Below are 19,155 nucleotides of genomic sequence, written 5' to 3' on the forward strand. Positions count from 1 at the left end.
ATAGGATCTGAGATGAAGAATATTTTTAGAATTTTTTGTTTGGTGGGGGTAGCTAGTGCGGTATTGTCCTGTACTGATCAGGCGGTGAAAACAGACGAAACCAAGTATGTAATGGTGATTCATGGTGGGGCAGGTACAATCGAAAAGCAGCATATGACACCTGAAAAAGAGGCTGCCTATACGGCTGCGCTGACGGAGGCCCTACAAAGTGGTTATGATTTATTAAAAGAAGGTAAATCATCTATGGATGCGGTGCAGGCTGCTGTCAATGTAATGGAAAACTCGCCCCTCTTTAATGCTGGAAAAGGTGCGGTATTTACCAATGAGGGTAAGAATGAATTGGATGCCTCTATCATGGATGGTAAAACGCTAAAGGCAGGTGCGGTAGCTGGTGTCACGAATATAAAGAACCCGATCAATGCGGCTAGAGCTGTCATGGATAAGTCTGAGCACGTGATGATGGTCGGAAAGGGGGCGGAATTGTTTGCGGCATCCAATGGATGTGATACGGTGCCGGCTTCTTATTTCTTTACGCAAGAACGTTGGGATCAATTGCAACGTACGAAACGGGAGGAAGAGACCGGACGTGCTGCTTTCAATGATGTGGATATCCGTAAGAGCCGAATCTCTGGTGTAGCGGATGCGGACAAAAAGTTTGGTACGGTAGGAGCTGTTGCGTTGGATAAAGATGGAAATCTTGCTGCAGGAACCTCGACCGGAGGTATGACCAACAAACGATACGGTCGTGTGGGTGATTCACCAATTATAGGAGCGGGTACGTATTGTAATAACTTGACTGCTGGTATATCCAGTACCGGCTGGGGCGAGTATTATATTCGAGAAGTTGCGGCCAATAGGGTGTCAGCACTTATTGAACTGAAGAAGCTGTCTATTGAGGATGCAACAAAGCAAGTGATCGATGAAATCGGTAAAATGGGAGGTGACGGGGGGATCATCGGCCTAGATAAATCGGGTAAGGTGGCTATGACATTTAATACCTCTGGTATGTATCGCGGTACGGTGGATGAAAATGGTAAAATATCGGTTTATATCTATAAGTAATGAAAGGAAATTTTAATATAAAATATAGTATGATGGTTGCTTTCCTGTTGTTGACAGGATGCATCTTTGGACAGTCTAAAGGGAGTCTCTTTATTATTGGAGGAGGGGACCGTTCGGACGCTCTGGTAAACACATTGGTGAAGACCGCTAATCTTAAGGCATCCGATTACATCGTCATCCTGCCTATGGCAACTAGTATTCCAGAGGAGTCTGTGGAGTTCATCAGTGGACAGTTGTTACAGCACTGCCAGAATCCAATTGCAAGTTTCAACTTTACACGGGCAGAAGCGAATGAAAGACAATCTTGGATAGATTCGGTGCAGCATGCACGGTTGATTTATATAACAGGTGGTGACCAAAATAAGTTTATGAATGTGGTCAAAGGGACGAAGCTTTATGATGCGTTGCATAAAGCCTATGCGCAGGGAGCGACTATTTCAGGGACAAGTGCAGGAGCGGCAGTAATGTCTGCGATTATGTTTACCGGAGAGGAGAAAGCCGGAGGAAGTTTTAAGGAGGTCAAAAAAAATAATGCAGAGACGGCTCAAGGGATGGGCTATCTGACGGATGCAATTATTGATCAGCATTTTATCATAAGGAGCCGCTATAATAGGTTGCTGAGTGTCTTGGCGGATCACCCAGACAAGATGTTGATCGGAATAGATGAAGCGACTGCGATTATCGTGAAGGGGAAAAAAGCGACTGTAGCAGGAGATAGTCAGGTGGTCGTGGTGTCGGCTCCTAAAAAATTGAAGGTGTTTGGTAAGGATAAGGTTTCGTTTGAAAACGCAGCATTCTCCCTTTTTTCAGAGGGACAGAGCTTTAATATAAGATAGGATATCACGGTTGAACTAATAATATAACTTAAATATTATGAACATGTTGAAAAGAGTATTGCCTACACTGTTGGTTGTGCTGGTCACAATGGTAGGTTGTAAAGACAAAAAATACAACTTTGACGATCTAGGAGAGCCAGTGAAAAGTTTTTTTACTGTCAAGGGAACAGAGTTTAAAATTAACGAGGCTATTGAATTTGCTAATGGCTCCGAGAGCGCGGAAACCTATCTTTGGGATTTTGGTGATGGAACGAACTCTACGGAGAAAGCACCTTTAAAGACGTATACGGCTCCGGGAGTATATACTGTCAAGTTGAAAGCAGTAGGGCCAGGAGGAACGGGAAACTATTCGGTAGACTTAGCAGTAATTGATCCGGATGCGGTCATTGATACGGATAAGGAACTCTATTTTATAGAATATGGAAGCAAATTGATACGTAAGGTGTCGCTTGTGCCAGGATCTGCAGCCGAAACGGTTATTAATATGACCGGTAAAGAAGGTCATGGCATGGCTTACGATGCGGTAAATGAAAAAATTTACTACTGTGATTTCCAAAATTCAGGATCGGGTAAGGTGTGGCGTATGAATGCGGACGGCAGCAATGTGGAAGAGCTCCTTACAGGATTAGGTGCCCCTTATGGGGTGGCGATCAATCTTGTTGATAATAAGATGTATATAGCAGATGGTACAAATGTGTCACGTGCGAATCTGGATGGTAGTGGATATGAGAAGGAGTTTATCAAAGTAGTGGGGGGATCCATGCGGGCCATAGGTTTCAACAGTAAAACCGGATTTATCTACTATTATGATGTGAATGAAGAAAATCTACATGTAGCGAAGGCTGATGGAACAGGAGGAAGCATACTCATCGCAGGAGCTTATGGATATGGTATGTATGTCGATGAGATCAATGAGAAGATCTATTATGATGATCGGAATGCAGGAGGGCTTATGCGGGCTGATCTGAATGGCTCAGGCATTGTGAAAATAGCGACATTCTCTGGTAATAGAGGGGGCTCAGGTATGACAGTAGATCATACTGCGAATAAAATATATTGGGCGGAAACGAATAATGGAATTATCAAGAAGGCCAATCTAGATGGTACAGAAATCGAGACGGTGCTCTCGGGAGTCAATAATCCGAGAGGAATGTTTGTTAAATAAATACGATGTGATTTTATAAATTGAGGGCTACCGACGGGTAGCCCTTTTTATTTTTTTTATCTCGAATGATAATTCAGAATATTGTTTATTTTTAGATTAAGAACAGTCCTATTATGATGTCATTCCAAAGGAATCTACTGGCTTTGATTGCCCTATTAAGCTGGCTTGCAGTTATTGCTCAATTTTTTATCAGCATGGAGGCCTCTACTGTGGACACTGTTACACAGACGGTTCGCTTCTTCAGCTACTTTACGATATTGACGAATCTGATGGTTGCGGTTTACAGTACGAGCTTATGGTTGTCTCCCAAGAGATCGATAGCTGTGTTTTTTGCGAAAAGTACGGCATCAACAGCCGTAACCCTGTATATTCTGCTCGTAGGGCTCGTCTATAATCTGGTCTTGCGTGGCATATGGCAACCGCAGGGTATGGCTCGCGTGGTGGATGAGACGCTGCATTCGATAGTCCCGTTGTTGGTTTTGTGCCATTGGTGGTGTATACCGGATAAAGGGCTTCTGAAATGGAAGGATATTCTTGGCTGGCTGATCTATCCGTTTGTCTATCTCATATATACCTTGGCGCATGGAGCTATTTCTGGATTCTATCCTTATCCATTTGTAGATGTGGATGCGTTAGGATTGAGTAAGGTGTTGATAAATAGCTTTATTGTTGGTTTGGCTGTAGTTCTAATGGGCGTGATTTTGATTGGGATAGCGCGGTTTAAGGCTCAAAAAGGGTTTAAATAGAGCTTCCGATACTCGCGACATGCATTCTAAGCTGGGTGTAGTCATGTTTTTAAATGGAGCAGTAACGTAATTGATACGCGCATTAGTAGCAGGCAAATTTGAAAATATCTAATTTAGCTTCTGGTTACTATGTAATCAATTACTAAATTTTAAGATGAACAGAACATTTTTAACAATGATGCTAGCCTTACCACTGACAGTGTTGGCACAGCAAGAGAGCTTTAAAATAGAGGCTCAGCTAAAAAAATCAAACGACAATGCAAAAGCGTATTTATCTTACCGTACCGGTAATGGTATGACGCAGGATAGCTCTGTTGTAAAGGGAGGCAAATTTTCCTTTGCAGGAACAGTAGAAGGTCCTACGCAGATGACGATTACTTACGCGCCGACAGGCACGTTGGATCGTCGTGCACAAAATGCGGATTCGTACAGTTTCTACATCGATAAGGGTACTGCAAAATTAGTGGCTACTGATTCGATAAAGAATGCAGCGATTTCAGGATCACCACTTAGTGTAGAGTACGCGCAATATGCGAAATCGCTAGAGCGCTCTACGCAAGGTTTGGCGGCTTTGGATAAAGAGTGGTATGGTGCTACAGATGAACAACGCAAAGATGGCAAGTTGGCTGAAAAATTGAGAGGTATGGCAGGCCCATTGATGGAGGAGAAGGAACGGGCGCAGAAAGATTATTTAACTAAAAATCCGACCTCATATTTTGCATTGTTAGCATTACAGGATCTTTCTGGTTCGCAGCTTGACGTCAATTTTGCTGAGCCGGCTTATAATAAATTGAGTGCTGAGGTAAAGAGTACGCCAGCGGGAACGGCATTTAGTAAACGTATTGTTGCTGCAAAGGCCACTGCAGTAGGTGCTATTGCTCCTGATTTTACACAAAATGATGTGAATGATAAGCCAGTGAAATTATCGGACTTCAGGGGAAAATATGTGTTGCTTGATTTTTGGGCATCATGGTGTGGTCCTTGCCGTCACGAAAATCCAAATGTAGTAGATGCATACCATAAGTTTAAAGACAAAAACTTTACGGTATTGGGAGTTTCTTTGGATAATCCGGGTAAAAAAGATAATTGGTTGAAAGCTATCGCTGATGATAAATTGGAGTGGACAAATGTAAGTGATCTACAAGGATGGAAAAATGCGGCTTCAACTTTGTACGGTGTTCGTGGGATTCCTCAGAACTATTTGATCGGTCCTGATGGTAAAATTGTAGCAAGCAATTTGAGGGGCGAAGAGCTTCACAAGAAATTGGCAGAATTGTTAAAATAAGGAACTTGATTCCCGATGATAAAAAGAATAGGCTGGTCATATGATCAGCCTATTCTTTTTTAGCACCTAGGTATGTCTAGAAATATTCTTTAAGAAAGGGCGATTGCCTGATAGCGGTCAGGTTGTCTAAAAGTATGGGTTTGACAAGAAAATCGATAACCATCGGGTAGCTTTCTGCTCTTTTTCTGTCCTTCGGATCTATGGAGGACGTGATAATGACAACGAAAGTGTTCTTCGCACCCTGTTCATGTAGCCTGTCTAGTACGTTCCAACCGTCTATTAGCGGCATATTGAGATCCAGGAAAACTAGAGTGGCCTCGGATGTACTTTGCCGGTCTTGCCACCATTGTAAAAACTGTGCGCCTTCATGAAGACAGATTGGAGAGTTGGAAATTGTAGCTTCTTTGAGCAGTATTTCCATTAGGAAATGAAATATTTTATCATCATCAACTATAGCGGTGGTTAGTTTCATGGCTTATAATTACTTATTATCTTAACATTTCTTCGGGGGCGGTCTTCCTTATAATATCATGAATCACTAAATCCAATTCTTTGGCAGAGTGGTTAAGTGCATCAAGTAAGGTGGTTTCGGAAGGCCCCTCGTTATATTCTTGTTTCAAATGTTGTACAAGAGCGAGTATGCGTGCTAACGGAGCCCGGACGAGATGGGACTGTGCAAAGGCAATATCTCTCAGGTTATTGTGTTGATTTTCAATCTGGTCAATGTACGCAAGTTTCTCGGTGATGTCTTTGGCAACGCCCCGCATACCTACACAGATGTCTTCAACAATAATGGGTTTTCCAATCAATAAAAGCCACCGTTGATTGCCGTTGGCTGTGATAATGGAAAGTACGGTCTTGAACATTGTTTTGTTTTCGATCGCTTCGTCGACAGATTTGTAAAAACTTGCTTCTTCTTCTGCGCAATGATAAAATTGTCTAGCGGACTCGATGCTGGGCTGAAAATCATGAGATATCTCTAGGATATCCTTAAAGCCCGTAGACCATTCCATTGTATTTTGTTCGCTATTCAACCACCAATTGCCGTATTGTGCGGAAGTTTGAGATTCGTTATAAAGCTCTTCTTGTATGACTTGTTGCGTTACGTCGGTAAGTGACCGTACAATATATTCGATCCGCCCCTCGGTGTCGAATATGGGCAGGTGATGTATCTCATAATGTCTAATATCTAAAAAGGTAGTATGGCTATTGAGTGGGGATACGAGTTTTCGAACACCCAGATTTATCGCTTTTTTTTCCTTCAATACAGATTCAAAACTGTCTGACCATATGTCGGGATAGATATAAGGATTGATCGGGAAAAGTTCAAAAAACTCTTTTCCTTTCATGTCTGCTATACTTAATGTGCAAAGTCTTGAGTACGCATCATTCGCATCAACGATTTCGAAGCCATTGTTATTGACCTTTAGGATAACAGACGGGCACGGAATTGATTTAAAGAATTGAATGTACTTAAAATTGCTCTCCATTCTAATTTCCAGTTAAAAAAAATACATCCCTTCTGCGTACGGATCAATTGATAATCACTACAGGGGATACATAAATAAAGCAGATAAAGTAATCCTAGATCAGCCTAATGTTTTTCATAGTTGGTCCATTATTATGGACCTGTGGGATACCCACATAGAGAAGTAAAAATGACTTCTCGATAAAATGTAGTTAAATATAGGTGATTAAAGTGAAAATTAGCGACTCTTTTTGTGTTCTACGTGAAAAAAATGACAATCAAAGAGATAGATTTTGTTGGTATCCATGAAAAACAATAGCCTCTTTCGGTAGGAGAGAGGCTATTGTTTTTAGAATTGGAACTAAGCAGCGGTGCTGTTGTCATTTTTCTGAAGTAAGAATTTATAGATGATACCGGCTACAATGGCCCCCAATATAGGTGCTACCCAGAATAACCATAGCTGGGATAAAGCTTCACCTCCAACAAAAAGAGCCTGTGAAGTACTACGTGCTGGGTTGACCGATGTATTGGTGATCGGAATGGAGATCAAATGAATCAAAGTTAAAGCAAGACCGATGGCTATACCTGCAAATTTGCCGTTAGCCCATTTGTCGGTTGCTCCAAGAATGATGATCAAAAAGAATGCGGTAAGCAAAAACTCGGCTAAGAATGCGGCTACCATGCTGTAGCTTCTACCGTGGTAGCCTGGCATGTCGTAAAAATTGGTAGCGAAAGCGCCAGGGCCCTCAGCAGAAAATGCGCCTGCACCATTTAGAATGGTATAAAGACAGGCCGCGGCTGCTACAGCGCCCAATAGCTGAGCGATGATATAAGGAATTAGTTCATTTGCAGAAAAACGCCCGCCTATCCATAAGCCCACAGAGACTGCAGGGTTAAAGTGTCCTCCTGAAATGTGTCCGACCGCATAGGCCATAGTAAGGACAGTAAGACCGAAGGCTAGGGAAACACCTAATAAACCGATCCCGATGTCGGGAACGCCTGCTGCGAAGACTGCACTACCACAGCCCCCGAAAACCAACCAAAATGTACCGAAAAACTCAGCGAATAATTTTTTTGTCATGATTTTAAGTTTTATAATTTTTGATTCATTAGTAGCTGTTTTTTAGCCAAATTTCTCTTAGTGCTATTTGAGAGGGTATTTTGGAAAAAAAACGTAAACTAAAGTTATTAAAAAAATACCTAGATATACTGTAGGATTGCCTCTACAAAATTGAAGTGGTTTTGTGAAAGTGGTTTCTACGTGGCTCCAATGTTCTTTTTTATACGATCAGGAGAGGAATTTGCCTTCGATTAGGAATTTATTTTTTTACGATGGATTTATCGTTTGTCACAAAAACGATTGTTTTTTGTTGATACACAGGTGTTTTTATAGGTGCCGACCGCTAGGTCGACACCTGCTTTAGTCTTCGTCCTTTTTCAATTCGTCTAGAACAGTTTTTATCTGTTTAGTATAAGGCGTATAGAAGTATTTGGTCCAGGCTAATACACCTAAGGTAACTAGAATTGTGGTAATGAAGGCTATAAGTAGAAAGGCTTTTTTAAAAGAATCCGGTATGCTAGATAGGTCTTGTCCTTTTGCTAAAAGACGACTGTACGTATACACAGAAGCCCATACCAGCACGAAAGGAATCAATAGAAATCCGAAGGAATGATAGCGCTCAATATTTAGCTTGAATTCGTAATAGATCTCGTTGAGATTGTCTTTGGTATCTGCCGTATAATGGCTGATTCGTTTGTAAAATAACCGAAAAATGTTCAAATAATATACAGAAACGATCAATACCACGGTATAGGCCGTATAATATATAAGGTAAGTGCTTGGATGTATTTCGAATAGTTGTGGAGCAAAAGCCATGAATATGATAGATGCTATCTGAAAGTACCATTCGGTTTTCATATTACGCTTTAGTTTGTCTAGGGGATGTTGAGCCTGGCGTAATTGTTTGATATGTGTCGGGATATGTACATCCTGTGTCCCTTCAGCATTCCATGCTGATTTTAATTCATCAAGATTCATAATCAAATGTCTTTATTATATGTTGTAATTTATCCTTTGTCCGGTTGAGCTTAACTCTTACATTGCCCTCGCTGATTCCTAATTGCGCTCCGGTATCCCGGTGGGAGAGTCCCTCCATAAAGTAAAAGATCAGTGCTTTCTCTACCGGATTGAGTTGTTGAACAGCGGTATAGAAGATCTCAAGCTGCTTATCTTTTTTGTTGTCGTACGATTCCGTTTCGGGCTCTTTAGCTTGCGAGTAATCGTATCTGTCACTACGGCGTTTATCTTTCTTAAAGTAAGTAATTGCCGTATTAATAGCTACGCGATACATCCAGGTGGAAAAGGCAGCGTCTCCTTTGAAGTTGGAGTAGGATTTCCATAGCTGTGCGATGATTTCCTGATGGAGATCTTCTCGGTCTTCTTTGTTGTCCATATACATACGGGCGACTTTGTGAAGGATGCCCTTATGCTCTTCCAGGCGATTCAGGAATAATTTTTCGTTTAATTGGTTCACAGTCTCACAATAGTTATAGCGTGTAGTATGTTGCCTTGTCTATCCCAGGTCTGGCTGTAATTTGCGCACGAAAGGATGCTTTGCTTTTGCAGGTGTTCCTTCGCTCAAAAGAAATTATTACTTGTCTCATCATTACGTTTTTAAATTAGTCCGTGAAGCTGTCTAAAAAGCCTTTCTACCATGTTATTTTTTTAAACTACGTCTGCTGTTTTTTCGTGTTCTGTACAGTAAGTCTGTTGTACCCACGATTTGTTACAAAAAAATAATTATTTAGTAAAGGTGAATTAATAATTTGTTGATTACGAAAAAATCGTATATTTACTTTTAAACCGTAATTATATGAGAAGAATTCTTATTTTTAGCTTCATGGCGCTAGGGGCTACACTATCTATGGCACAAGAGAAGCCTTTGGCAAAGGTGCATTATATCTTTAAACATGTGAACGACACGACCCAACGAGATAAACACGTCAGGGACGAAGTCGTGACCTACCTGGGCGAAAAGGGGACCTATTATACCAGCTATTCTATGACTAGGATGCAGGATGACGTCAAAAAACAGATTGATGATCCTGCGTTTGATGGGAACTTGACTATTTTACAGCGTACCTCCCCTGTCAGTGAGGCCTATATTATAGAGCCAGCACAACTGAAAATCACAGAGATTGCTAAAGTGGCTTCGGACGAGTTTGTATTATCTGGGACTTATCCACAGCAGGATTGGGAGATATTGGACGAGTCCAAGGAGATTGGTGGATACAGCTGTCAAAAAGCAACAACGGATTTTAAGGGACGTCATTACATCGTATGGTTCACGACGGATATTCCTTTTCCTGGGGGACCATGGAAGTTACACGGTCTACCTGGTTTGATTCTATCTGCAAAAGATAGCAAAGGAGAGGTCGAGTTTGAATATGCCGGTTTTGATAAACTGGAAGCGGAGACTACTATCCGGATAGCGCCTTCTGCAAAGGCAATTCCTTCTACGGCTGCGGAGGTTGAAAAGCTGGAAAAGGCGTTTAGGGAAAATCCGAGTGCTTATCTAAATTCTCGTAGTAATGTGACTATAGGATCTTCAGGAAGCATGGTTGTTCGTTCTGGCTCTGGAAGTTCAAGCTCTTCGACCTTGGATACCTCAAAAATAAAATCGATGAATATCAAGAAGGATGATAGTTATAAACCCTCGAAGACAACAAATAATCCGATTGAACTGACTCCTTAAGTATGTTGATAAGACTAGCCGTTTTCTTCCTTTTTATAGGCACAGCTTTTGAAACTTTGGCGCAGCAATCTACTATCCAAGGGGTATTGGTCGATAAGAACTCGCAAGAACCACTGAAAGCTATTACCGTATTACTTAAATCTTCGGAGCATAAGATAATTGCTTTTAAAGCATCGGATGCAGCGGGTAATTTCGTGTTATCCACGAGTAAAGATATAGCGGAAGCTTATCTTGAAATCAATCATCTTGGCTACAAAAAGAAGTCTGTCCCCTTGGGATCGATGCAGCGGGTGCGGATAGAGCTGGAGCAGGCGAACATACGCTTGGACGATGTTGATGTAAAGAGTAGACCTCGGGTACAGCGTATCGGTGATACGTTGGCTTATAATGTGTCGTCTTTTGCGAAGGAGGAAGATCGATCCATAGGGGATGTATTAAAGCGGATGCCCGGTGTAGAGGTCTCCGAATCGGGACAGATTAAATACCAAGGTAAGTCGATCTCTAATTTTTATATCGATGGAGACGACCTTCTGGATGACCGCTACGCGATAGGCTCAAAAACAATTCCGCATAAAATGGTGCAGGATGTACAGGTGCTCAATAACCATGAGCATAAAAAGGTGCTTAAAAACAAACGATATACGGATGAGGTAGCGCTTAATCTCGTGATTAAAGATGACGCAAAGCTTAAGCTGACCGGTCAGGTAAAATTGGGGGGAGGATTGCCAAAGCAATACGATGGGGAGGTTAATACAATCTTATTCAATAAGAAGCATAAGCTTCTGAATGTATTGCAGGGGAATAATATCGGAAACGACCTAAGCGGTGGATTCTCCGGTTTTAATAAACAGACTGTTTTATCTAGTATGGGGACTTCTGCCGTGAATAACCTTCTATCTTTAGGAACAGTGGGAGCGCCTCCCTTGGGGAAATCGAATTATTTTATGAACAATTCGGTCGCGCTGGATGCAAATAATTTAGTGAACTTGAAAAAGGACTGGCAGTTAAAGTCGAACATTCAGCTGTTGCGGGATAGAAATACACTGGAATATGCTGGAAATACATCGTACAATACCGGAGAGAACGTTTATTCCTTTGATGAAAGACAGGCTACTTCCATTAAGGAATGGCTGGGGGCGGTAAGACTGAATATGAATAAGAATGCTTCTAATGCTTATATCAGTAATGCATTGTCGCTAGAGTACGAACAAGAGGATGGATCGGCCGATATCTATAGTAACAATGAGTTGATAAATGTAAGACGGGAACACGAGATTAAAGGGGTTTCGAATCAGTTGGAATATGTTCCTGTACTTAAGAATGGGGATATCATTCAGGTCAATTGGTATTTTAACTATGCGAATAAACCGCAGACACTGTCATTGAATCCAGGTGTTTTTCCAGACATTTTTAATACGGGAGTACCGTATAATGAAACACTGCAACGGTTGAAGGTACCTACTCTTTTTACACAGGCGACTGTGGGTTATAGACTCCCAAAAGGAAGGATAGGACAGTATTATAGCGCTGGGTTGTCTATTGAAGATCAAAAGCTGAACTCTTCGATAGCCGTATCTACGGCCGGGAAGGTGGTTGATGTGGATATAGACTCTTCGCAAAATGATATGCATTGGCTCCGATCGTCGCTTTTCGTTCGTGCAGAATACGAATGGCGTATGAATCGATTTTCGTCCCGATTGTCGCTTCCATTGTCTTTGCAGCGGACGGGTTATAGTGACCCATATTTTGGCCTGGACCAGACCCAAAACAAGCTGCTTTTTAATCCTGCATTTGACGCAAAGTATATCGTCGGGCGGGAGGATGAGCTTAGTTTTTCGTACCAAAGAGGGAATAGTTTTGGCAATATAGAAAATGTGTACCGTGGATTGATTCTACGAAATTATAGAACGTTGGCAAGTAATAGTGGTGGGATTAATGAAAATAGAAGTAATAATCTGGGATTGAACTATAAGCTTTCTAAGACAGTGAAGTTGTTGTTTGTAAATTTCGGGATAAACTACAGCAACTCTTTATCCAGTACGATGCTATCCAATGAGATTAATGATGATATTACGCAGACAGAACTGATTGCTCAGGAAAACAAAGTTAACTCCTATAATGCGAGCCTTGGTGTGGATAAATATATATTTCCATTGGCGAGTACGGTTAAACTTGGTTTCAGTTGGAGCTTGATGGATTATAATCAACTTTTTAATAAGGAACTTCTTCCTTTTCAAAATATAGCCTATAACCTAAGCCCATCTATGGAGGCCCGGTTATGGAAATCGGTTAATTTATCGTATAGAAGTCAACTATCGTGGAACACAACACGACAGCTGGAAGGATCTGATGGGTTGGATCGAAATACGTTTAGTTTATCGCAGAATATCGGCTTTCCTATTACACTGTATCGCTTATTTCATTTTAACATTAGCGCCCGTCATCTGTACACAAAGCAACCTGGACTGAAGGATATCAGTTATGTGTTTTTTGATACGTTTGTCCGGTACAGACATAAAAAGTGGAACACAGATTTTGAACTGAATCTTTCTAATATTGGGAATATTAAAAAGTTCGAAACCTATACTATTTCGGCAAATATGCAGGCACAGAACAGTTACGACTTGCGGGGAAGAATGGCTGTGCTGAGGGCCGTGTTTAATTTTAAATAGCTTTATCCATTGTATTGTTGCCTATTGGTCAGTATTTGTTGCATGTGCCGGTTGGCCCAGTTGCTGATGGTATCGATCAATGGAAGGAGCTCCTGTCCTAATGCAGTCAGCCGGTACTCCACTCTGGGAGGGATGACAGGGTAAACTTCGCGCGAAATAAGACCATCGGCTTCCAGTTTACGTAGTGATACCGTCAACATTTTTTCGGAGATGTCGCCAATCTGCTTGTGAATCTCATTGAATCTCATGGTGCCTGTCTCTCCGAGAACCAAAATAACCAATATGGTCCATTTATCGGAAAGTCGATCGAGGACATTGCGTACAGGACAGGAGGTTGCATCTGAAAAATTATTCATACTTATCAAAAATTATTGTGCTGATAATCAGTAATGCTGACCTCTAGGTAAGTGAATTACGAAGAGTTAAGTTCTTGTATATCTATAGCTTACTTTTTACCTTTGACTTACCAAAAGTAAGTATAAAAAATTAAAATATAACAACTATGTATTTAATAACAGGGGTAACAGGGCATTTAGGAAATGCTGCGGCAGAAGCTTTTTTGCAACAGGAGGGAGCAAGCAAACTAACGGTATTGAGTAGGAGTCATGAAAAAGCAAAATCATGGGCTGAAAGAGGAGTGGGGGTAAAAATTGGAGATTATAATGACTATAACTCCTTGGTTAATGCTTTTAAAGGCGTTGAAAAGCTTCTTTTTGTTTCTTCTAATGATTTGGAGAATAGGGAGTCACATCATCGAAATGTGATCGCTGCTGCCAAGGCGGCCAAAGTAAATCATGTGATTTTTACAAGTTTTCAATACCAATCTACTGCTGAAGATTCGCCCAATGGGTTGATGCCTGTTTATAAGGCTACGGAGGATCTGTTGATCGCAAGTGGCTTGACCTACACTATTCTACGCAATGGTATATATATGGATATGTTGCCTGATATTATCGGTCCTGCTATCCGGGAAGGAAAAGTCCTCTTTGCCCCGGCGGGTGATACCCCCGTGGCCTTTACATCCCGTAACGACTTAGCGCAAGCGGCTGCAAACGTATTAGTAAAGGATGGATTTGAGAATAGAATAATAGATCTGGTGAATGGTCAACGTGTTCGTTTTCAGGAGATCGCTGATCAATTGGGCGATGTTCTCAAATTGAAGATAACGTATTTGAATGTCTCGGATACAGAATACCAGCAGGCATTGCTCGATGCTGGTTTGCCGCCGATCGTTGTAGGTCTCTTTGTTGGAATATTAAAAAGTATAAAGGCAGGAGAGTTTGATAAGACCGGAACGGATCTCGAAGCTATTTTAGGTAGAACTCCTTTACAGGTTAAAGACTTCCTTGAGGCGTATTATGCGTAGCCTTTAAAAAAGACATCCCGATATATCGGGATGTCTTTTTTAAAGGCTAAATCTTGTCTAGCTCCTCGCGAATGAATTGTAATTCATCCTGTGATAGATTAACCTGGATGGCTTTTGCATTTTCAATAGCCTGTGTTGCATTACGTGCTCCTGCCAAAACTACTGTAATAGCAGGCTGTAGGCTAGTCCATCGTAATACAAGTTGGGATAACGATGCTCGTTTCTCTTTGGCTAATGGTTCGATTTGATTTAGAAAAGACTTGGCCTTTTCCAGATCAAAGTTTTTGAAATATTGGTTACGATGATCTCCTTCTTGTAACGTGATGGTATTAAAGTATTTGCCTGTGAGCAATCCTCTTTCCATTGGGCTGTACGCAATAATGCTGAGGTTGTTGGCTTGGGCATAGGGTACTAGTTCTTGTTCTATGCCTCTGTTAAGCATGCTGTAAGGTACCTGATTGCTTACAACCCCTAAGGTATGACGCGCCTCTTTGACTTGATCTGTCGTATAGTTACTCACACCCGCTGCACGGATCTTGCCTTGTTGAATTAGTATTTCTAAGGCTTCCATCGTTTCGTCTATTGGTGTGGTGACATCGGGCCAGTGAATTTGCATCAGATCGATATAGTCTGTACCTAGCCTTTTCAGGCTGGCTTCGGTTTCTTTGATGACGCTTTCTTTGCCAGCATATTTGTAAATATCTATGGGAAGCCCTTCATTATTTTTGCTGTGCATAGCCAATATACCCTTGGGTTGCTCAAGGTCCCATCGCATACCGAATTTGGTAAGTAATTGTACTTTGTCACGGGGTATGCCTTTAATGGTTTCGCCAACGATCTCTTCGCTAACTCCCTGACCATATATCGGAGCCGTGTCAATGGAGGTAACACCTTCGTGGTAGGATGCTTTAATGGCTTCGATGGCTTCTTTACGATCTGTACTGCCCCACATCCAGCCTCCGGCGGCCCAAGCCCCGAAAGTAATGACGGATACGTCTATATCTGAGTTGCCTAATTTTCTGAATTCCATGTTTTTCTAGTAATTTGAGGTGTTGTGTGCATGATTATACCTATAAAGATAAACAAAATGGGAAGTATCTTATTCTGTTTGTTTGATAAAGAGTACCTTTGCCGAAAATTTTCTGATAATGCAGTTACGAAAGAACCTTATTTTAATAATAGCCTCTGTGGCCACTTTTGTGGAAGCTTTGGATATTGCGATTATAAATTTGACTATTCCATCTATCCAGGAGCAGTTTCACATTGGGGTAGAACAGGCCCAATGGCTACAGACTTTGTATGTCCTTCTTTTTGGAGGATTCTTGATCATAGGAGGAAGGATGTCGGATCAGAAGGGACGTAAGAAGGTCTTTCTTTGGGGAGGGGTGGTATTTATGCTAACCTCGCTGGGAGCAGGGCTGTCGACTTCTTTTGAATCATTGGCCATTTTTCGTGCTTTGCAGGGCTTAGGTGCCGCATTTATTATGCCCGCGTCTTCGTCCATTATAACAAACACCTTTAGGGAGACTCAGGAGCGTAATCGAGCGATCGGAGTTTTCAGCTCTTTCGCTGCAATAGGATCGGGGAGTGGTTTGTCCATAGGAGGGTTATTAAGTACGTACCTGAGTTGGCACTGGGTATTTTTGATCAATGTCCCTATTTTGGCCGTTACGCTTTTGCTGGCGTACTTTTACATACCGAAGGACGAAGCTTCTGCGGATTCGCAACGTACGGATACCTTGTCCGGAATTTTGCTGGTGCTGGGGTTGCTAAGCCTTGCTTACGGTTCGCATCAATTGCCGGATTTTAAAGAGAACCCAACAGTCGTTATCGGTTCTATTTTGATAGGGCTCCTTTTGTTAGGGATCGTTATTTATAGGTTAAAGACCGTATCAGAACCCTTGATAAAGCTCAGTTTATTTAACCATCCTTCTGTGGTGATTTCCAATTTGGTATTCTTTATTCAAGGAGCTTTCTTTATTGGCTTTTTATTCTTGATTTCTTTGATGTTACAAAGTGATATGGGGCATACAGCTGCCTCGGCAGGTCTGATGTTGGTTCCATTTAGTGTGCTTTCGGCACTTATTGCCAAATTCGTACTTCCGTCGGTCTCTAAGCGTGTTAATTCTGCTCAGATGGGCGTATTGGGTTGGTCTTTCTTGCTTGTAGGTGCGATTGTGTTGTGGGGAGCTCTTTATTTGGGTCATCCATTGACTTTGGTATTGATCGGTGCAGCCTGTATTTCGGGTGTTGGAATTACTTTTTGTTTTACAAGCATGGCTGTATTGAGTATACGTGATGTAGATCCTTCCAATTACGGCGTAGTTTCAAGCTTGACCAGTACCAGTTATTTTTTGGGTGGAGGTATCGGGCTGTCGTTTATGACAGTACTGAATGAGTTGCTTCCTTCAGAATGGGCCGTAGGTAACCTGAGTTTGGGACTCTTATTTTTGTACGCGCTTGCGAGTGTAGTTATATTAGTGTATATATCGCGATCGGAGCAAAAGACAGCGATTGCTGCTTAAATAATCATCAAAAAAGCCGGTCTAGACCGGCTTTTTTGATGATTTAACTAGGCTTTTCGTCTAATGTTTGGCAAGAATCCGGTAACTATTCCGATAAGTGGTAGAAACGCACAGATGGAGAATACGTATTCAATGCTTGTGCGGTCGGCAAGCCAGCCTAAGACGGCCGAACCTATGCCCCCCATTCCAAAAGCAAAACCGAAGAAAAGTCCGGCGATCATACCCACTTTGCCAGGGATAAGATCTGTGGCATAAACAAGGATCGCAGAAAAAGCGGAAGAAATGATCAAACCGATAATACCAGCTAATACAACAGTCGGTAGCAGGCCTACATGGGGGAGCAATAATGTAAAAGGAGCAGCGCCCAATATAGATATCCAAATAATCAATTTACGCCCGTATTTGTCACCTAATGGACCACCTAAGATCGTTCCTGCTGCGACAGATGCTAAAAATACGAATAGGTAGATCTGTGAATGTTGCACACTGACATGAAATTTTTCGATGAGATAGAACGTAAAGTAGCTCGTCATGGACGCCATGTAGAAGTATTTTGAAAAGATGAGTACTAACAGAATAATAATGGAGATGATAACGGTGCGCTTTGGTAACGTCTGTTGTGGAGCTGTGTTTGTAACCCCACTTGCAGTGGATGTCTTAACAATAATATTCTGCTGATACCAATTGCCGACGATAGTCAGTATAAACATCCCCAGTATAGCGAGTGTACCGAACCATCCGATATAGTTTTGCCCCATTGGTATGACAATTAACGCGGCAAGTAAAGGTCCAATAGCACTACCGGTATTGCCCCCTACCTGAAAGATGGACTGAGCCAGTCCTTTGCGGCCACCAGAGGCAAGATGAGCTACGCGTGAGGCCTCGGGATGAAATACGGACGATCCAACGCCTAGGAGACTCACAGAAGTAAGAATAAGGTAAAAGTTGGAAGCATAGGCAAGACATATTAATCCAGAAAGCGAAAAGATCATACCGATGGCTAATGATTTTGGATTTGGTTTCTTGTCGGTATACGCGCCTACAAAGGGCTGGAGAACCGATGCTGTCAATTGAAAGATAAGTGTGATAATCCCAATTTGTGTAAAGGAAAGGCCATAATTTTCTTTGAGTAATGGATAGACGGAAGGAACTACCGATTGCATCAGGTCATTGAGTAGATGCGAAAAGCTGATTGCAAATAGTATAGGATATACGGTTTTGTTTGCGGATAAAGTGGACATAAGATAGTATAAGCAAACATCAGGTCATCTGATGAATTTGAGTAAAAAAATTAAATTCTTCCAATTATTTTTGTTGCAATTCTTGTTGCTTTGATCGCGTCTTTAGCACTGATTGCTTGCAACAGGTCTTCATGAATCTCTTGTGACTCGACAAATGTAGCTGTGTCGTTATAGAGAGTCAGGAAGAATTTGCTGACGTGTACGGACATTGTTTTGTAGAGCTCATGTAGAATGGTATTGCCACAGCTTTCTGCAACAGTGATGTGAAAGTCTACGTCTGCATGGATACAGTGCAGCATATCTCCTTTTTCGGCATACTGTTTTCGCTCTTCCAGCTTTCTTTTCATTTTCTGTAAATGCGCTTCCGTTCTGTTGATGGCAGCTTTCTCTACGATTTTTAATTCTAGCAATTGTCTCACCTCAAATATGTCTGCAAAGTCTGCGCGTTCGATCTTCTCGTCTAGAATATTATTGCTACTATGGCTGACAACAAAGGTTCCGAGGCCTTGCTGTACGTTTACAAAGCCCAGTTGAGAGAGGTATTTGATCGCTTCACGGATAGTAGAGCGACCTACACCGAATTTTTGCATGAGCTCCGGTTCTGTAGGGAGCTTCTCGTTAATCGCAAATGCACCCCGTTCAATACTGTGTTGAAGGCTGTCTGCGACCTCCTGTGCTAGGGATTTTTTCTGTATCATCATAGCTCATCATATCATCTGATGAATGCAAAGGTATAAAAATGAATCTTAAAACAAAATCGAATCGCCGATAGCTTTTCTAAATCTATTATTTAGCTTTTGTTTTCATAATTATTGCTCGGGTGCGAATTGGAATCTTCTTGCGGCAAGTGCTTGTCATGAGCTTTTAACCCAAAGTTGAGGGCGCTCCAGCTCTGTCTGTATAAGATCTGTAGGAAGGCAAAAATCATGGCAGTAGACCAACCTATCAACATAATTCCGTTGACGGCTTCTAAACCGGCCAAAATGCGCCATTCCGAATTGATGATTTATCGCCTCATGAACTGGAAATTTATA

18 protein-coding genes are annotated in these 19,155 nt (G+C 41.7%); 9 read left to right on the forward strand and 9 right to left on the reverse strand.

Features of this window, described 5'->3' with window-relative positions; genetic code table 11:
* The first annotated feature begins 12 nt into the window (after positions 1-12).
* The 5 genes from B5X76_RS16045 (at position 13) to B5X76_RS16065 (ending at position 5,094) form a co-directional block, all read left to right on the forward strand.
* Positions 13-1,062: an isoaspartyl peptidase/L-asparaginase family protein gene (locus B5X76_RS16045; RefSeq protein WP_079644640.1), complete on the forward strand. Its 1,050-nt coding sequence runs from the start codon at positions 13-15 to the stop codon at positions 1,060-1,062.
* Positions 1,062-1,898 carry a cyanophycinase gene (locus B5X76_RS16050; RefSeq protein ID WP_245801070.1) on the forward strand — a complete coding sequence of 279 codons (837 nt, stop codon included), beginning with the start codon at positions 1,062-1,064 and terminating at the stop codon, positions 1,896-1,898. The genes B5X76_RS16045 and B5X76_RS16050 overlap by 1 nt, the downstream gene beginning before the upstream one ends.
* A 43-nt stretch (positions 1,899-1,941) precedes the next feature.
* The gene (locus B5X76_RS16055) at positions 1,942-3,063 is read left to right on the forward strand and encodes a DUF5050 domain-containing protein (RefSeq protein WP_217699674.1); all 1,122 of its coding nucleotides are present in this window, start codon (positions 1,942-1,944) and stop codon (positions 3,061-3,063) included.
* 113 nt (positions 3,064-3,176) lie between these two features.
* Positions 3,177-3,809, forward strand: coding sequence for a Pr6Pr family membrane protein (locus B5X76_RS16060; RefSeq protein WP_217699675.1), 633 nt, complete (start codon positions 3,177-3,179; stop codon positions 3,807-3,809).
* Between the two features lie 154 nt (positions 3,810-3,963).
* On the forward strand, positions 3,964-5,094 hold the full coding sequence (locus tag B5X76_RS16065; protein ID WP_079644644.1) for a redoxin domain-containing protein: 1,131 nt from the start codon (positions 3,964-3,966) through the stop codon (positions 5,092-5,094).
* A 76-nt stretch (positions 5,095-5,170) separates the two neighbouring features.
* Here B5X76_RS16065 and B5X76_RS16070 read toward each other — a convergent pair whose 3' ends face one another.
* The 5 genes from B5X76_RS16070 to B5X76_RS16090 form a co-directional block, all read right to left on the reverse strand.
* Positions 5,171-5,566, reverse strand: coding sequence for a response regulator (locus B5X76_RS16070; RefSeq protein WP_079644646.1), 396 nt, complete (start codon positions 5,564-5,566; stop codon positions 5,171-5,173).
* A gap of 16 nt (positions 5,567-5,582) precedes the next feature.
* A complete protein-coding gene (locus B5X76_RS16075) occupies positions 5,583-6,584 on the reverse strand; it encodes a PAS domain-containing protein (RefSeq protein ID WP_079644648.1) in 1,002 nt (333 codons plus the stop codon).
* Between the two features lie 339 nt (positions 6,585-6,923).
* Positions 6,924-7,643: an aquaporin Z gene (gene aqpZ / locus B5X76_RS16080; protein ID WP_079644650.1), complete on the reverse strand. Its 720-nt coding sequence runs from the start codon at positions 7,641-7,643 to the stop codon at positions 6,924-6,926.
* A 339-nt stretch (positions 7,644-7,982) separates the two neighbouring features.
* Positions 7,983-8,600: a hypothetical protein gene (locus tag B5X76_RS16085; RefSeq protein ID WP_079644652.1), complete on the reverse strand. Its 618-nt coding sequence runs from the start codon at positions 8,598-8,600 to the stop codon at positions 7,983-7,985.
* Entirely contained in the window at positions 8,590-9,096 is a 507-nt protein-coding gene (locus tag B5X76_RS16090; protein ID WP_079644654.1) for an RNA polymerase sigma factor, read from the reverse strand. Before B5X76_RS16090 ends, B5X76_RS16085 begins: the two co-directional genes overlap by 11 nt.
* 339 nt (positions 9,097-9,435) lie before the next feature.
* On the opposite strand from B5X76_RS16090, the gene B5X76_RS16095 reads away from it, so the two are divergent.
* On the forward strand, positions 9,436-10,317 hold the full coding sequence (locus B5X76_RS16095) for a GLPGLI family protein (protein ID WP_079644656.1): 882 nt from the start codon (positions 9,436-9,438) through the stop codon (positions 10,315-10,317).
* A gap of 2 nt (positions 10,318-10,319) precedes the next feature.
* A complete protein-coding gene (locus B5X76_RS16100) occupies positions 10,320-12,989 on the forward strand; it encodes a peptidase associated/transthyretin-like domain-containing protein (RefSeq protein WP_079644658.1) in 2,670 nt (889 codons plus the stop codon).
* Positions 12,990-12,991: 2 nt separating this feature from the next.
* Here B5X76_RS16100 and B5X76_RS16105 read toward each other — a convergent pair whose 3' ends face one another.
* Positions 12,992-13,345 (reverse strand): winged helix-turn-helix transcriptional regulator, encoded by a 354-nt coding sequence (locus B5X76_RS16105; RefSeq protein ID WP_079644660.1) that lies wholly within the window; start codon positions 13,343-13,345, stop codon positions 12,992-12,994.
* 146 nt (positions 13,346-13,491) lie between these two features.
* On the opposite strand from B5X76_RS16105, the gene B5X76_RS16110 reads away from it, so the two are divergent.
* Entirely contained in the window at positions 13,492-14,355 is an 864-nt protein-coding gene (locus B5X76_RS16110; protein WP_079644662.1) for an SDR family oxidoreductase, read from the forward strand.
* Positions 14,356-14,401: 46 nt separating this feature from the next.
* On the opposite strand, the gene B5X76_RS16115 is transcribed toward B5X76_RS16110, so the two are convergent.
* A complete protein-coding gene (locus tag B5X76_RS16115) occupies positions 14,402-15,385 on the reverse strand; it encodes an aldo/keto reductase (protein WP_079644664.1) in 984 nt (327 codons plus the stop codon).
* A gap of 118 nt (positions 15,386-15,503) precedes the next feature.
* On the opposite strand from B5X76_RS16115, the gene B5X76_RS16120 reads away from it, so the two are divergent.
* Entirely contained in the window at positions 15,504-16,880 is a 1,377-nt protein-coding gene (locus tag B5X76_RS16120) for an MFS transporter (RefSeq protein WP_079644666.1), read from the forward strand.
* Positions 16,881-16,927: 47 nt separating this feature from the next.
* Here the strand turns inward: B5X76_RS16120 and B5X76_RS16125 are convergent, their stop codons facing one another.
* The gene (locus B5X76_RS16125; RefSeq protein WP_079644668.1) at positions 16,928-18,121 is read right to left on the reverse strand and encodes an MFS transporter; all 1,194 of its coding nucleotides are present in this window, start codon (positions 18,119-18,121) and stop codon (positions 16,928-16,930) included.
* A gap of 50 nt (positions 18,122-18,171) precedes the next feature.
* Entirely contained in the window at positions 18,172-18,822 is a 651-nt protein-coding gene (locus B5X76_RS16130) for a FadR/GntR family transcriptional regulator (RefSeq protein WP_079644670.1), read from the reverse strand.
* Positions 18,823-19,155 lie beyond the last annotated feature (333 nt).

This window comes from Sphingobacterium nematocida (genome assembly GCF_900168125.1).
GTDB classification, from domain to species: domain Bacteria; phylum Bacteroidota; class Bacteroidia; order Sphingobacteriales; family Sphingobacteriaceae; genus Sphingobacterium; species Sphingobacterium nematocida.